This window comes from Pseudoduganella sp. GW821-FHT12E03, assembly GCF_058807115.1.
This window is the reverse complement of the sequence record NZ_JBXAQJ010000005.1, coordinates 243,058-257,516: the sequence shown is the minus strand read 5'-3', so window position 1 is coordinate 257,516 and position 14,459 is coordinate 243,058. Positions and strand designations below refer to the sequence as shown.

General features: G+C 63.8%; 13 protein-coding genes. 6 read left to right on the top strand and 7 right to left on the bottom strand.

Going from position 1 to position 14,459, the window contains the following annotated elements:
* The gene (locus AC1RRC_RS14655; RefSeq protein WP_493056220.1) at positions 1-1,473 is read right to left on the bottom strand and encodes a S41 family peptidase; all 1,473 of its coding nucleotides are present in this window, start codon (positions 1,471-1,473) and stop codon (positions 1-3) included.
* Positions 1,474-1,581: 108 nt separating this feature from the next.
* Positions 1,582-2,784, bottom strand: a complete 1,203-nt coding sequence (gene pdxH, locus AC1RRC_RS14650; RefSeq protein ID WP_493056219.1) for a pyridoxamine 5'-phosphate oxidase — start codon at positions 2,782-2,784, stop codon at positions 1,582-1,584.
* A gap of 74 nt (positions 2,785-2,858) precedes the next feature.
* Between pdxH and tcdA the strand changes: the two genes are divergently transcribed.
* Positions 2,859-3,704, top strand: a complete 846-nt coding sequence (gene tcdA / locus AC1RRC_RS14645) for a tRNA cyclic N6-threonylcarbamoyladenosine(37) synthase TcdA (protein ID WP_493056218.1) — start codon at positions 2,859-2,861, stop codon at positions 3,702-3,704.
* Between the two features lie 75 nt (positions 3,705-3,779).
* Here the strand turns inward: tcdA and thpR are convergent, their stop codons facing one another.
* Complete coding sequence (thpR, locus tag AC1RRC_RS14640) at positions 3,780-4,304, bottom strand: RNA 2',3'-cyclic phosphodiesterase (RefSeq protein ID WP_493056217.1); 525 nt, start codon at positions 4,302-4,304, stop codon at positions 3,780-3,782.
* Between the two features lie 33 nt (positions 4,305-4,337).
* Between thpR and AC1RRC_RS14635 the strand changes: the two genes are divergently transcribed.
* Complete coding sequence (locus AC1RRC_RS14635) at positions 4,338-4,856, top strand: FKBP-type peptidyl-prolyl cis-trans isomerase (protein ID WP_493056216.1); 519 nt, start codon at positions 4,338-4,340, stop codon at positions 4,854-4,856.
* A gap of 42 nt (positions 4,857-4,898) precedes the next feature.
* Positions 4,899-5,837, top strand: a complete 939-nt coding sequence (gene cysK / locus AC1RRC_RS14630; RefSeq protein ID WP_493056215.1) for a cysteine synthase A — start codon at positions 4,899-4,901, stop codon at positions 5,835-5,837.
* Positions 5,838-5,839: 2 nt separating this feature from the next.
* On the opposite strand, the gene AC1RRC_RS14625 is transcribed toward cysK, so the two are convergent.
* The 4 genes from AC1RRC_RS14625 to AC1RRC_RS14610 all read right to left on the bottom strand — a co-directional run bounded on the left by AC1RRC_RS14625 (position 5,840) and on the right by AC1RRC_RS14610 (position 8,967).
* Positions 5,840-6,865, bottom strand: a complete 1,026-nt coding sequence (locus AC1RRC_RS14625) for a cation diffusion facilitator family transporter (protein ID WP_493056214.1) — start codon at positions 6,863-6,865, stop codon at positions 5,840-5,842.
* 4 nt (positions 6,866-6,869) lie between these two features.
* Complete coding sequence (locus tag AC1RRC_RS14620) at positions 6,870-7,172, bottom strand: ArsR/SmtB family transcription factor (RefSeq protein ID WP_493056213.1); 303 nt, start codon at positions 7,170-7,172, stop codon at positions 6,870-6,872.
* A 323-nt stretch (positions 7,173-7,495) separates the two neighbouring features.
* The gene (locus tag AC1RRC_RS14615) at positions 7,496-8,440 is read right to left on the bottom strand and encodes a metallophosphoesterase family protein (protein WP_493056212.1); all 945 of its coding nucleotides are present in this window, start codon (positions 8,438-8,440) and stop codon (positions 7,496-7,498) included.
* A gap of 14 nt (positions 8,441-8,454) precedes the next feature.
* A complete protein-coding gene (locus tag AC1RRC_RS14610) occupies positions 8,455-8,967 on the bottom strand; it encodes a CinA family protein (RefSeq protein WP_493056211.1) in 513 nt (170 codons plus the stop codon).
* A gap of 207 nt (positions 8,968-9,174) precedes the next feature.
* Between AC1RRC_RS14610 and AC1RRC_RS14605 the strand changes: the two genes are divergently transcribed.
* Genes AC1RRC_RS14605 through AC1RRC_RS14595 form a run of 3 tightly spaced genes read left to right on the top strand, consistent with a single transcriptional unit; the run spans position 9,175 to position 14,440 of the window.
* A complete protein-coding gene (locus tag AC1RRC_RS14605; RefSeq protein WP_493056210.1) occupies positions 9,175-9,753 on the top strand; it encodes a TOL_0243 family YfiR-like periplasmic protein in 579 nt (192 codons plus the stop codon).
* The gene (locus AC1RRC_RS14600) at positions 9,750-11,798 is read left to right on the top strand and encodes a sensor histidine kinase, YfiR-like protein-associated (protein WP_493056209.1); all 2,049 of its coding nucleotides are present in this window, start codon (positions 9,750-9,752) and stop codon (positions 11,796-11,798) included. The genes AC1RRC_RS14605 and AC1RRC_RS14600 overlap by 4 nt, the downstream gene beginning before the upstream one ends.
* Positions 11,795-14,440, top strand: a complete 2,646-nt coding sequence (locus AC1RRC_RS14595) for an EAL domain-containing protein (RefSeq protein ID WP_493056208.1) — start codon at positions 11,795-11,797, stop codon at positions 14,438-14,440. Before AC1RRC_RS14600 ends, AC1RRC_RS14595 begins: the two co-directional genes overlap by 4 nt.
* Positions 14,441-14,459 lie beyond the last annotated feature (19 nt).

Sequence of the window (14,459 nt, the reverse complement as noted above, 5' to 3'; positions counted from 1 at the left end):
TCAGCGGCGCGCCGCCAGCCGGGCGTTCACCCAGCGCATCAGCGCCGCATTGTCGGCCATATTGCCCGGATACGTTTCATCCGGCGCCAGCGGTTCGCGGGTCGCCGTCGCTGTCTTGAAAAAGGCGGTCGGCAGCTGGAACGAACCACGGCCGCTGGGCAGCGCCGACTGGCTGATTTCGCCATACGGGGAATAACCCTGGGTCGCCTCGCCCAGGACGACGGCGCCGCGCACGCCGCGCAGTTGCTGCACGAAATTCATGCAGGAGCTGAAGCAGCCCCGGTCGATCACGGCGGCCACGCGCGGTCCTTGCGGCGCCGCCCAGGTTTGCCCGGCTTCCCGCGCCTCGGCCTCGCCATCGGCGCCCGATATCAGCACAATTTTCCGGCCCTGCGCCAGGCCGTGCTGGAGTTTGTCCGCATTTTCCAGCAACGCATTCCTGGCCTGCGCGAAGTTCGGATGGGCGGCCATGCGCCGCTGTAAGTCGATCACATTCTGGCTGGCCACCATGTACACGGCGTAGCCGCCGCGCGGCTCGAGGCGGTCGGCGAACGGCTTGCCGTACAGTGCCTCCAGCGCGCGCGTGCCCCAGGATGAATCGCCGCCGCCGTTGCCGCGCAGGTCGAACACCACCCATTGCGGCTGCTTCAGAGTTTTCAGTTGCGCATACACCGCCTGGTAGGCTTTGCCGCCATCGGACGGATTGAAATCGGGCATGCCAACCCAGTACTGGTTGCCGTCCAGCCGGCGCACCGCCACCGGCGTGGCACTGGCGATCAGCTGGCCCAATGCCGCGTCGAGCCGGCCGGCGGCGACGTCGTCCCCGATGCGGCGTTGCGGCAGTGCATAGCTGCGGCGCGTGCCGTCCGCCAGTTCAAAGGTGCAGGCGGCGGGCGTCCAGCCATAGCCCTGCTCCTGCATGACGGCGCGCGCCATGTCGCTGTGCGCATGCGGGTATTCCCCGGCCGTTGCGCTATACGGGGCGACACGGCTTTGCAGGTAGGTGCCGATCCAGACGCCGTCGCATTGCTGCACTTGCGCGCCGACCGGCGGCAGCGGTACGGGCCAGTCCGCCTCGCGCCAGGCGACGCGGTAGCGGCCATGCACCTGGTCCAGCAACACGCCGGTCCAGGCGCGCACCGGCAACGTCAGTTGCAAGCCGGTATGGGGATCGCCGAACGCGCGGACAAAGCGGGCCAGCATGCGGTTGTACTGCACTTCGCTGCCGACCTCGGCGGCTTCCAGCCGCGCCACCGGCAGCGCGGCCTGCAGCGGCTCGGCCACATTGAGTTGCGCGGCGTGGATGCCGTAATGGCCGGCCTGTATCGCGTCGGCGACGGCTTGTAAATCCCGCTGCGCCAATGCGCTCCAGTCAGCCGGCGTCTGCGGCGTGGCGGGGGCGGCTGGCGCCGCCTGGGAGTTGCATGCCGCTGCCAGCGCGGCAAGCAGGACGGTCCTGCGAAATGGGGTCATGGCTTTTCTGGCAAGGGGAAAGCCACGGATAATAAATTGGAAATTTTCTTTTTGTCAACAAAGTTCGCGCCCCTCCCGATAGCGCGGCGCAGGGGCGGGCGGTGGACGTTAAGGCTGGATCCGCTGTTTGGTCCAGCTGCCATCCGCTTGCCGCGTGAAGACGATGCGGTCATGGAAGCGTGACGCGCGGCCTTGCCAGAATTCCACGCGTTCCGGAATCAGGCGGTAGCCGCCCCAGTGTGGCGGACGCTGCGGATGATCGCCGCTGGCCGCTTCCACGGCCGCATAATTCGTTTCCATCTGCTCACGGCTGGCAATCGGTTCGCTTTGCTGCGAAGCCACCGCCGCCAGCTGGCTCTTGACGGGACGGCTGTAAAAGTACTTGTCGCTGTCCTCGCTGCTGGTCTTTTCCACGCGGCCTTCGATGCGCACCTGGCGCTCCAGTTCACGCCAGAAAAACAGCAGCGCCGCGTTGGGGTTTTCCGCCAGTTGGCGGCCTTTCTGGCTGTCGTAATTGGTGTACCACGTGAAGCCGCTGTGGTCGTATTGCTTGATCAGCACGATGCGCGAACTGGGTTTGCCGTCGCTGCCGGCCGTGGCCACGCTCATGGTATTGGCTTCGAATACCTCGGCTTTCATGGCTTCATCGAACCACTTGGCGAACTGGTCGACCGGATGGCCCAGCACTGCGCTTTCATCGAGGCTGGCGCGGCCGTAATCGAGGCGCAAGTCGGCGATATCGACGCCGCCGGCCGTGGTGGTGGCGCCCTGCGCGGCAGGCGCGATGCCGCGCCGCAACTGCATGGCGTCGCCCAGGCTGCGCATTTGTTCGTCACTGAACAGGCGCTTTGCCATCGGCGCAATGTTTTGTTCTTCGACTTCCATGTGCGCCGTGTAGGCCTCGGCAAATTGGCGCACCAGGGCGCCGGACAACGCGCTGTCCGTTCCCGTGGCAATGTTGTCAAGCTGCGCTTTGATGGCCAGCCAGTCGGCGTCCATTTGCTGGTGCTGGGCCAGGATGCGTGGCGCCAGGTCATTTAACAGCGCGGCATCGGCGCCTTGCGCCGTGGCTTGCAGCATCGGCAGCAAGTTGTGTTCTTCGTCTTCGTGGTGCAGGTGGGCCGCATTGTTGAAATACTTCAGCACGGCCTGGGCTGCCTGCTGGGCCTGGGCGTCGGCGCCGTGTTCCGGCAGGTGCGCCTGCAGTTTTTGCAGGGTGGCCAGTTGCTTGCGGATGCGGTCGTGGCAATGCTTGAGGACGGCGATGGGCTGGCTGAAATCAGGGGCGGTGTCGAACAGGGATGGGCTCATGGCGGGGCGTGGCGAGGATGGCAATAATGGGATTCTAAGAGATAGTTCGTGCGCGCGTCCGTTAAAATGACGGGATGAACGCATTAACCAACCCAGAAGACATTGATTTTGACCGCCGTTTTGGCGGAATCGGCCGCCTGTATGGCCAGGCCGCGCTGCAGCGCTTCCGCGACGCCCATGTGTGCGTGGTCGGCGTGGGGGGCGTAGGTTCGTGGATCGTGGAAGCGCTGGCGCGCAGCGCCATCGGCCGCCTGACCCTGATCGACCTCGACAATGTGGCCGAGTCCAATATCAACCGCCAGATCCAGGCATTAACCGGCACCATCGGCCAGGCCAAGATCCATGCGCTGGCCGAGCGCATTACGCAAATCAACCCATATTGCCAGGTCACGCAAGTCGAGGATTTCGTCACGCCGGATAACCTCGACGCCATGATCGGCGCGCACCACTACGACTACGTGGTGGATGCGATCGACAGCGCCAAGGCCAAGACAGCGCTGATCGCCTATTGCCGCCAGAAAGCGATTCCGCTGGTGATTATCGGCAGCGCGGGCGGGCAGACCGATCCGACCAAGATCGCCGTGCGCGATCTGGCCAGGACGGAACAGGAACCGCTGTTGAAGAAAGTGCGGCGGCGCTTGCGCAGCGATTACGGTTTCCCGCGCGGCGAGAAAAACAAGTTCAATGTGGACGCCGTGTTTTCCATGGAGCCGCTGCAATATCCCGAGTCGGGCGAAGTGTGTTCGGTCGATGGCGATGACCGTGGCACCGGCGTGACCGGCCTCAATTGCGCGGGCTTTGGTTCATCGATGGTGGTGACGGCCACGTTTGGCATGGTGGCTGCGGGGCATTTGCTGCGCAAGCTGGCGGCGCAGGTGGCGCCGGACCCGCAGGAGACGCCATCGGCTGAAACCGAGTAGCCATGCGTGCGGTAACGTGGCGCGGTGGCTCGCCGGGGCTGCATGCAGGGCGGCTTTCGCGCTGCGAAAACCGCCCTACGGATTCAGCGCCAGCGGCCGGTATTCACTGCTCGCCATGTCGGATTCCACCAGCGCGACCTGGGACACGTTCCACAACACGGGTTCAAACGCGGTGGTGGGCGGCGCATGTTTGGCCTCGCGCGCCAGCGTGACGTGCGGCTTGAAGGCGCCATGGGTGGCCGGATCGAACCCGGCTGCCGTCAATTCCGCCATCAATTGCGCCTGCATGTCCAGTAGCGCGGCCGGCGGTTGCGCCATGCCTGCCCAGGCAATATGGGGCCGGGCGAAATAGCCGAAGCAGTCGATCCGCAATGGCATGGCGGGCACCGTCAGGCGCTCCAGGATGGCCAGCAGCGCGGGCAGCCGCGTTTCTTCCTGCTGGCCCAGGAAGGCCAGGGTCAGGTGCAGCTTGGCCGGCGGAATGTGGCGTCCCTGCACCAGCGGCAACAGCCGGGCCAGGGCGGCGCGGGTGGCGGGATCGGGCCACAGCGCGAAAAAAAGCTTGCGTTTGGCTGTGGCGGGGGAGTCATTTGATATCATTCGCGCACCTTAATTTGAAGGAAACATTACATCATGACCCGTAGTTTGTTTGCATTCGTTTTCGCTGCTGCGGCCACGGCGCAGGCTTTTGCCCAGGCTCCCCAGACGCCCGAGGCGCCTCAGGATAAACCCGTGGCCCAGGCGGAAGCCGCGCCATCGGCCGCATCGGCGCCGGTGGTGGCCGGTTCCGCCCAGCCCGGACCGGTGGCGGACCAGTTGATCATCACCGACCATAAAGTCGGCGCCGGCAAGGAAGCGCTGGCCGGCAATACCGTGCGCGTGAATTACACGGGCTGGCTGTACCGTCCGCTGGCCAAGAACCAGCGCGGCAAGAAGTTTGACTCGTCGGTTGGCCGCGAACCGCTGGAATTCACCGTGGGCCGTGGCCAGGTCATCAAGGGCTGGGACCAGGGCGTGCAGGGCATGAAGATCGGCGGCAAGCGTACCCTGATCATCCCGGCCGAACTGGCGTACGGTTCGCGTGCCATGGGCAACGACATTCCCCCCAATTCCGCCCTGATCTTCGACGTGGAACTGGTCGGCGTGAAATAAAGCGCGTAAATTAGGGACTCCCGCCACCCGTTCGGAGTCCCTATGAAAATAGCCAATGACGTCACGGAACTGATCGGCAATACGCCCCTCGTTCGCATCAACCGGCTGGCCGCCGGCGCCCCGGCGCAAATCCTGGCCAAACTCGAATTCTATAGTCCCGCCCACAGCGTCAAGGACCGCATCGGCCTGTCCATGGTTGAAGCGGCGGAGGCGGGGGGACTGATCCGTCCTGATTCCATCATCATCGAACCCACCAGCGGCAATACCGGCATTGCGCTGGCCATGGTCTGCGCCGCGCGCGGCTACCGCTGCACCCTGGTGATGCCCGATACCATGAGCCGCGAACGGCGCATGCTGTTGCGCGCTTATGGCGCCCAGCTGATCTTGACGCCGGGCAGTGAAGGCATGCTGGGGGCGATCCGCAAGGCGGAAGAATTGGCGGAAGCCGATCCGCGCTACCTGATGCTGCAACAGTTTAATAACCCAGCCAACCCGGACGTGCACCGCCGCACCACGGCCGAAGAAATCTGGCGCGATACCGAAGGCCGCGCCGACATCCTGGTGGCCGGCGTCGGCACCGGCGGCACCATTACCGGCGTGGGCGAAGTACTGAAGGCGCGCAAGCCGGGATTCCAGTGTATCGCGGTGGAACCGGAAGCCTCGCCGATGCTGTCGAAAGGCACCAAGGGGCCGCACCCGATCCAGGGCATCGGCGCCGGCTTCGTGCCTGCCGTGCTGAATACCCACGTGTACGACGAAGTGATCTGCGTGAAGAACGACGACGCGTTCGACACCGCGCGCCGGGCCGCCGCGGAGGAAGGCTTGATGGTGGGGATTTCGTCCGGCGCGGCCTTGTGGGCCGCCATGCAGGTGGCGCAGCGCCCGGAAAACGCGGGGAAAGTGATCGTGACGATCATTCCATCGTTTGGCGAGCGCTATTTGAGCACGGCGCTGTATGCCGGGCTAGCCGACCAGCCGTAGGCTTAATGCTTTTGCAGGCAGCACGCATGTTCGGTGGTGCCCAGTTCCACCTGTAGCGTGCAGTGGTGGATTGAGAATTCCGCTTTCAGGCGCGCCGCAATGTCATCGATCGCCTGGTCGCCCGGATAACCGCCGGGCATCACCAGGTGGGCGGTGAGCGCGGTTTCCGTCGTGCTCATGGCCCAGATGTGCAAGTCGTGCACGTCGCTCACGCCGTCCCGTTCACGCAGGAAGTGGTCGATGGCGTTGGCGTCGACCGATGCCGGCACGGCCGCCATCACCATTTTCAGCGATTCCTTCAGCAACGACCAGGTGCTCACCATGATGATGGCGACGATCGCCAGGCTGACGGCCGGGTCGAGCCAGGTCCATCCGGTCCCCATCACGGCCAGGCCGGACAGCAGCACCCCCAGTGAAATCGCGGCATCGGCCGCCAGGTGCAGGTAGGCGCCCCGGATATTGATGTCGTCCTTGCTGCCGGACATGAACAGCATGGCGGAAAAGCCGTTGACCGCAATGCCGATGGCCGCCACCACGGACACGGTGGCGCCCGCGACCGGTGTCGGGTTCATCAACTGCAGCACGGCTTCCCAGGTAATGGCGCCGCACGCCGCCATCAGCAACATGGCGTTGAACAGCGCCGCCAACATGGAACTGCTGCGCAAGCCATAGGTATAGCGCGCGCTGGGCGCCCGTTTGGCGAGAATCGCGGCGCCCCACGCCAGCGCCAGGCCCAGCACGTCGGACAGGTTGTGGCCGGCATCGGCCATCAGCGCGGTGGAGTTGGCCAGGAAACCGTAAGTGAATTCGATCGCGACAAAGATGGCATTGAGCGCAATGGCGATGGCGAAGGCGCGGCCCTGGCTGTTCGGATCGCCGTGATGATGGTGGTGATGGCCGTGGCCATGCCCGTGATGGTGGCCGTGGCCGTGGTCATGGGCATGCTTGCCGTGGCTGCAGCCTTGACGATCGTGGCTGTGATCGTGGCCATGGTCATGGCCGTGTGCGTGGTGGTGGTCGTGGCCCATGGTGTCAGTCCGGTTCGGCGATGTGTTCGAGCATATCGTGGAGGACGCCGCTGATGTGGGCGTCGGCGGCGGCATAAAAGACTTGCTTGCCCTGGCGTTCCGATTTGACGATGCGCGCCGCGCGCAGCAGGCGCAAATGGTGCGACACCAGCGATCCGGACAGTTGCAGCGATGCGGCAATGTCGCCCACCGCGATGGGTTCTTTCAGACACGCCAGCACGATGCGCAAGCGGGTCGGGTCGCCCAGTAAATGAAACAAATCCGCCAACTGCGCAATGGAGGCGTCGGAAACAGGGGAGGCTGTCATAATTTAAACATATGAATATATATTCATATGTTAGCACACCATGGGGTCAGGCGTGCAATCGTGCATTCAATCTGTGGGGTCAGGCGTGCAATCGTGCATTTTCAAGGCCACGATGGCCGTTGTGGCCTTGAAAATGCGGGAATAAGGGCGGAATTCCCTGGTCCGGTTCGGGTTTGGTGTGTCAAACCCATCTTGCCCCCGCGATGCTGCTTCCCCTAAGAGCCAGCATCGGCGCGGTTTCGCACGGATCAGGAATGCACGATTGCACGCCTGACCCCACCAGAAAAACGCATCAATGCACGCCTGACCCCACGGTGTGGCAGTTAATGGCAGGGCGCGCTGCCGCTGTCTTGTTGGGGCGGTTCGGGGAATTCCGCGATGTAGCCGATGGGATCGGCAGGGAGGAATTGCCAGCGGTAGCCGTCGGCCAGCAATTCGAGTTTCAAAACGCCATGGCTGGCGTTCAGCCGGACGGCGCTGCCGGGTTCCGGCCACAGGAACGGGGTCAGGTAGGCGCCGCCGGTGCCGGCCACGAACTGGCGGATGCCGCGCGGTACGTCGATGCGGCCCTCCGCGTCCATTGGTTCGAAGCGTTCGTAATCGTGGTCGTGGCCGGACAGCACCAGTTCCGCCCCCGCCGCGTGCAAGACGCGCCAGGTTTCACGCATATGGTGGTTGGCCGCATGGCCGCCGGAACTGTACAGCGGCACATGCCAGTACGCCAGCGTGCAGCGGGCCGGGTGGCGCGCCAGTTCATCCTTCAGCCATTGCAGCTGAGCCGCATGGTCGGGGCCTTTTAAATGGCTGTTCAGTGCATACAGGCGCCAGTTGCCCAGTTCGAAACTGTAATAGCCGCGCCGTGGCGGCCCGGCCTGGGCGCCGAAATACTGGTAATACGCGTCGGCCGTGCCGCCCGCATAATCATGGTTACCCGGCGCCGGCCGCGTGCGCGCGCGGAAGGCGCCCCATGTGGCGTCATAACAGCCGTGCAGCGCAGCCGGGGTGGCAACGGGATACACATGGTCGCCCAGGGTCAGGACGGTGGCGTCGGCCGGTCCGGCGGCAATCAGCGCGGCAGTGCGCGCGGCGCCGGAATAGGCCGGGCGGCTGGCGCGGCAATCGGCTATATCGCCCGCGGCAAACACGGTGGCGCGGACCGGCTCGGTGTCCGGGCCGGCAGTGTGCGCCGATGCGGCGCAACACAGCGTTGCCAGCCAGGTGCAGCGCGCAGGCAAGCCGCGAAACAGATACCGAAAGGAAGACTTCAAGGAGCACCGCAAGGTTACGCCAGCCTGCGCAAGACGCCCCGCAGCGCATGCACGACGGCCTGTTCGCGCACGGACTGCCGGTCGCCGTCGAATACCCGGTGCTCGGTATCAACCACACCATCCACCGACCAGCCAAACCACACGGTGCCCACGGGCTTGCCTGGCACCGCCCCGCCCGGTCCCGCAATCCCCGTGGTCGACAGCGCCACCAGCGCCATGCTGTTGGCCTGCGCCCCGGCCGCCATGGCGGCCGCCACTTCCGCGCTGACGGCGCCATGTTGCACGATCAATGCCGCCGGCACGTCCAGCATGGCAGTCTTGGCGGCATTGGAATACGTGACGAAACCACGGTCGAACCAGGCCGACGATCCGGCGATCTCCGTCACGGCTTGCGCCACGCCGCCGCCGGTACACGATTCCGCCGTGGCCAGCATCCAGCCTTTGCGCTGCAGCGCTGCGCCGACCTCGCTTGCCAGCGTTTCAATTGCCTTGTCCACTGATCCTCCGCTTTGTTGGGCTGCGCCCATTCTAGCCCACCGGCCGCATCCGGCGCTGCGGCGCGGTTCAACATGCAAATCGCTAGCCAAGTGTTGTTGGGCATGCTCACAGGCATGCCGGCATGCACGCAGACACTTCTGAACAGGTGCACACAACTCTGAGGGAGCGATACAATAGACGATGCGGCAATTCGCTGCCGGGCATTTTCCGATTGCCGTTTCCTGGGCCGAGCATCCATGGCATATCTGCCTCCGCATTACCTGTTCCATTGTTGGCGCCTGTTGCTGGCGCTGGCTTGTTTGCCCGCATTTCTGCCCGCCTTCGCCCATGCCCAGCCGCCCACTCCCGTCGAGCGCCAGATCAAGGCGGCCTACCTGTATAAATTCGCCGGCTTTGTCGAGTGGCCGGAAGGCAGCTTTGTCCGGCCGGACAGCCCGGTGGTCATCGGCGTGATGGGCGCGGATGCGCTGGCCGAGCAGCTGGAACGCACGGTGACGGGGCATACCGCCAACGGCCGTCCGCTGCAGGTGCGCAAACTCAAGAAAGGGGAGGCCACCGGCAGTGTGCATATCCTGTTCCTTGGTGTCATGGACAAAGCTGCGCTGGCCGACGTCATGAACGCCAGCCGCAACCAGCCGCTGCTGACTGTTTCCGACAACGAGGAAGCCTATGCGCACGGCAGCATCATCAATTTTGTGGTGGCCGATGACCGGCTGCGCTTCGAAGTCGCGCTCAAGCCCGCAGCGACGGCGCGCCTGCGCATCAGTGCACGTATGCTGTCGGCGGCTTACCGCGTGAATACGGGGGCCTCATGATTGCCTTGCGCTCATTGCGGCAAAAACTCCTGGGCGTGGTGATGCTGTCGACGCTGGTGGCGCTGCTGGTCTCGCTGGCCACCATCGTCGTCTACGACTTGCGCGCCTACCACCAGAGTGTGACGTCCGACATGGCGACACAGGCCGAACTGGTCGGCCACATGTCCACCGCCGCGCTGGCGTTCGATGACCAGCGCCTGGCCAAGGAAACCCTGGCGCTGCTGCGGCTGCGCCCCAAAGTCAACGCCGGTGCGATTTTCAATGCCAAAGGCAAACTGTTTGCCAGCTATGTGGCGCCTGGCCAGGATGACCATTTCCCCACTGGCGTGGAGGAAGAGGGGGTGCGTTATGAAGCGGGTAAACTGACCTTGTTCCGGCGTATCGTCGACAATGGCGAAACCCTGGGCACCGTGTACCTGCGGGCCGAATATGAAATGGTGGGCCGCATCGGCGATTACCTCACCATCGCCTTGCTGGTGATCTTGCCGGCCATGCTGATCGCTTACCTGATCATGAGCCGCACGGACTTCATCATCACCCGTCCGATCCTCGACATCCGCGACGTCGCGCGCGACGTGATTGCCACCGGCGACTATTCGCGCCGCGCCGCCCGCACCAGTGAAGATGAAGTGGCGCAGCTGGTGGAATCGTTCAACACCATGCTCAGTGAAATCGAGACGCGCGCCAGGGAACTGGGCGCGCGCAAGCAGGAACTCGAAGCATCCAACCTGGAACTGGCGCGTGAAGCGGAACAGCGCGCCGAAGCGCAGCATGAAGTCATGCGCCTGAACGAGGCGCTGGAAGAGCGGGTGCATGAACGCACGCTGCAGCTGGAAGCCATCAATGGCGAACTGGCGATGGCGATGGAAGAAGCCAAGAGCGCCAACCAGGCCAAGTCCGCGTTCCTGTCATCGATGAGCCATGAATTGCGCACGCCGCTCAACGCCATCCTCGGTTTCGCGCAAATCCTCACTTCGGACAAGCTGCCCTCGACCCTGGTGCAGAAAAAAGAATTCGCCAATCATATTTTGAAGTCGGGCCGGCACTTGCTGACCCTGATTAATGAAATCCTCGACCTGGCCAAGATTGAATCGGGCGCGGTGGCGCTGTCGATGGAGCCGGTCGACCTGGGTGAAATCCTGCAGGAATGCCAGACCATGACGGCGCCGCTGGCCGGCAACCGCGGCATCCGCCTGCTGTTCCCTCCGGCGTGCAATATCAACGTCGCGGCCGACCGCACGCGCCTCAAGCAAATCCTGCTCAACCTGCTGTCCAACGCCATCAAGTACAACCGCGAAGGCGGCGCCGTGGTGGTCGACTGTTCGATGCAGGCGCCCGATATGGCGCGCTTGTCCGTCCAGGACACCGGCATGGGCTTGAAGCCGGAACAGATCGCCCAACTGTTCCAGCCGTTCAACCGCCTGGGCCAGGAAACCGGTGGCGAAGAGGGCACCGGCATCGGCCTGGTGGTGACCAAGCGGCTGGTGGAACTGATGGGCGGCGTGATCGGCGTGTCCAGCAGCCAGGGCGTGGGCAGCATGTTCTGGATCGAGCTGCGGGCGGCCGAACCGTTGCGCCTGTTGCCGGAAGTGGGGCAGGCGATTGCCGATGCGATGCCGACCGACGGACCGATGCCGACGCGTCCCACCACCTTGCTGTATGTCGAGGACAATCCGGCCAACCTCAAGCTGGTCCAGGAAATCATCAGCTTCCGGCCTGATTTGCAACTGGTGGCGGCGCCGGATGGCCATCTCGGCATCGAGCTGGCGCGCGCGCACCAGCCGGACATCATCCTCATGGATATCAATTTGCCGGGCGTGAACGGGATTGATGCGCTGAAATTGCTGAAAGCCGATCCCCGCACCAGCCACATTCCCGTGATCGCGCTGACGGCCAATGCCATGCCGCGCGACGTGGAAAAAGGAATTGCGGCAGGATTCTTCCGTTACCTCATCAAACCGATCAACATTGATGAATTCACGGACGCCATCAACAGTACGGTGGTGTATCTCGCACAAAATAAGGCAAGCAAGGTAGGTACATGATTACGCCAGCGGACATCCTGAACGCCAAGATTTTGATAGTTGATGATCAGGCGGTCAATGTCCAGTTGCTGGAATACCTGCTGTCCTCTTCCGGTTATACCGCCGTCAGCTCCACCACCGACCCGCGCGTGGTCGCGCCGTGGCACGAACAAAACCGCTATGACCTGATCATCCTCGACCTGCAAATGCCGGGCATGGATGGCTTTGCCGTCATGGAAGCCTTGAAGCCGCTGGAAACCGATGCGTACCTGCCGGTGCTGGTGGTGACGGCGCAGCCGGACCACAAGCTGGCCGCGCTGGAAGCCGGCGCCCGTGACTTCGTCAGCAAGCCGTTTGATCCCATCGAAGTCCTGACGCGCATCCGCAGCATGCTGGAAGTCCGGCTGATGCACCGCGAAGCGATGCACTATAACGCGCTGCTGGAGCAGACAGTGCGTGAACGCACGGCCGACTTGCAGCGCTTCCGCAGCGCCATGGACGCCACCGCCGATGCGATCTTCCTGATCGATTCCGGTACGCTGGCGCTGGTCGATATCAACGACGGCGCCTGCCGCATGCTGGGCTTCGGGCGCGCTCAGATGCTGCATCCGACGCCCGATTCCATGCAGGATCCCGTGCCGGGCCATGGCGGCATGGCGCCCCCGGTCCTGACCCGCATCGGCCTGGGTTCGCGCGACGAACTGGCGCTGCGCAGCCGGGAAGCGCGCGATGCGGCCAGCGAGGGCGCCCGCGCGCCGGCCTTGTTTGAACAGGAATTGACGCGCCAGGACCTGACGGTGGTGCCGGTGGAACTGTACTGGCAAGTGCATACGGAAGGCGGCGGCAGCAGCACGCTGATTTGCGTGGCGCGCGACATCTCCGAACGCCGCCTGGCGGAAGAACGGTTGCGCCACATGGCGCATTACGACAGCCTGACCGGATTGCCGAACCGAACGCTGTTCTTCCAGACGCTGCTGGACGCGATCGAGCTGGCGCGCGACAAGGAGTGGCGCATTGTCGTGCTGTTCATTGCACTGGACCGCTTCAAAGGCGTCAACGATACGCTGGGCACGGCGGCCGGCGATGATCTGTTGCGCCAGTTCAGCACGCGGCTGGTGCAATGTGTGCGCATCCGCGACACGGTGGGCCGCCTGGGCGGCGACGAGTTCGGGCTGATCCTGACCATGACGCGCGACCAGCAGGATGCCGTGGCGGTGGCCAATGAAGTGCGCGAAGCGCTGCGCGCGCCATTCGACCTCGATGGCCACCAGGCCGCGCTGACCGCGTCGATCGGCATCGCCATGTATCCGGACGATGCAACGGAGCCGGAAACCCTGGTCAAATATGCCGATACCGCGATGGAGCGCGCCAAGCAGGCCGGCCGTGACGGCTACCGCTTCTTCACGGCCGGCATGAATGTGCAGGTGCTGGCGCGGCTGGACCTGGAAATGGCGCTGCGCCGGGCACTCGATGACAATGAATTCGTGCTGCATTACCAACCCAAGATCAACCTCACCACGGGCCGCATCAGCGGCGTGGAAGCGCTGATCCGCTGGCAGCGGCCCGGCGTCGGGCTGGTGTATCCGTCCGAGTTCGTGGCCATCCTGGAAGATACCGGCCTGATCATCCGCGCCGGCGCCTGGATCATCGATACCGCGTGCCGCCAGATCGCCGCATGGAACCGCTCGATGGTGGGACCGGTGCACGTGGCGGTCAATGTGTCGAGCCGCCAGTTCATTGAGGGCGACCTCGAGGGGGAAGTCCGGACTGCGCTGGATCGTCACAAGGTGCCAGCGGAATTGCTGGAACTGGAATTGACGGAAACCGCGCTGATGTCGAATGCCGAACGCACTATCGGCGTGCTGACGCGGCTGAAGGAACTGGGCGTCAAATGCGCGATCGACGATTTCGGCACCGGTTATTCCAGCCTCGCGTATTTGCAGCGCTTCCCGATCGACAAGCTGAAAATCGATATCGCGTTCGTGCGCGACATCACGACCAATCCCAACGATGCCGCGATTGCCGTGGCCATTATCAGCATGGCGCACAGCCTCAAATTGCGCGTGATTGCGGAAGGGGTGGAAGCGCGCGCGCAGCTGGAATACCTGCGGCGCAACCGCTGCGATGAAATCCAGGGCTTCTTCTTCAGCCGCCCGCTGCCACCGGCCGAACTGGGGCAATTGGTGGAAGCGGGCAAGGGCTTGCCGCCGGACCCGAACCAGTCGGGTGAGCCGCAGCAAACCCTGCTGATCGTGGACGACGATGTCAATGTGCTGTCGTCGCTGCACCGGCTGTTCCGGCGCGATGGCTACCGCATCCTGACGGCCGTGTCGCCGGCCGAAGGGTTTGAATTGCTGGCTTTATACCCGGTACAAGTGATCCTGTGCGACCAGCGCATGCCGATCATGAGCGGCACGGAATTTCTCAGCAAGGTCAAGGAAATGTACCCGGACACGATCCGCATCATCCTGTCCGGCTATACCGGTGTGGAATCGGTGCTCGATTCGATCAACCGGGGCGCGATTTACCGCTTTTATACCAAGCCATGGGATGACACGCAGTTGCGCGATAACGTCCGGCTGGCGTTCCATCATTATTGGCTGATGCATGGGACCGGCCGCCGTGTCGGGGATCCAGACCAGGATCACACTGCGCTGGCATAGTTTGGCGGCTTCCGCAGGC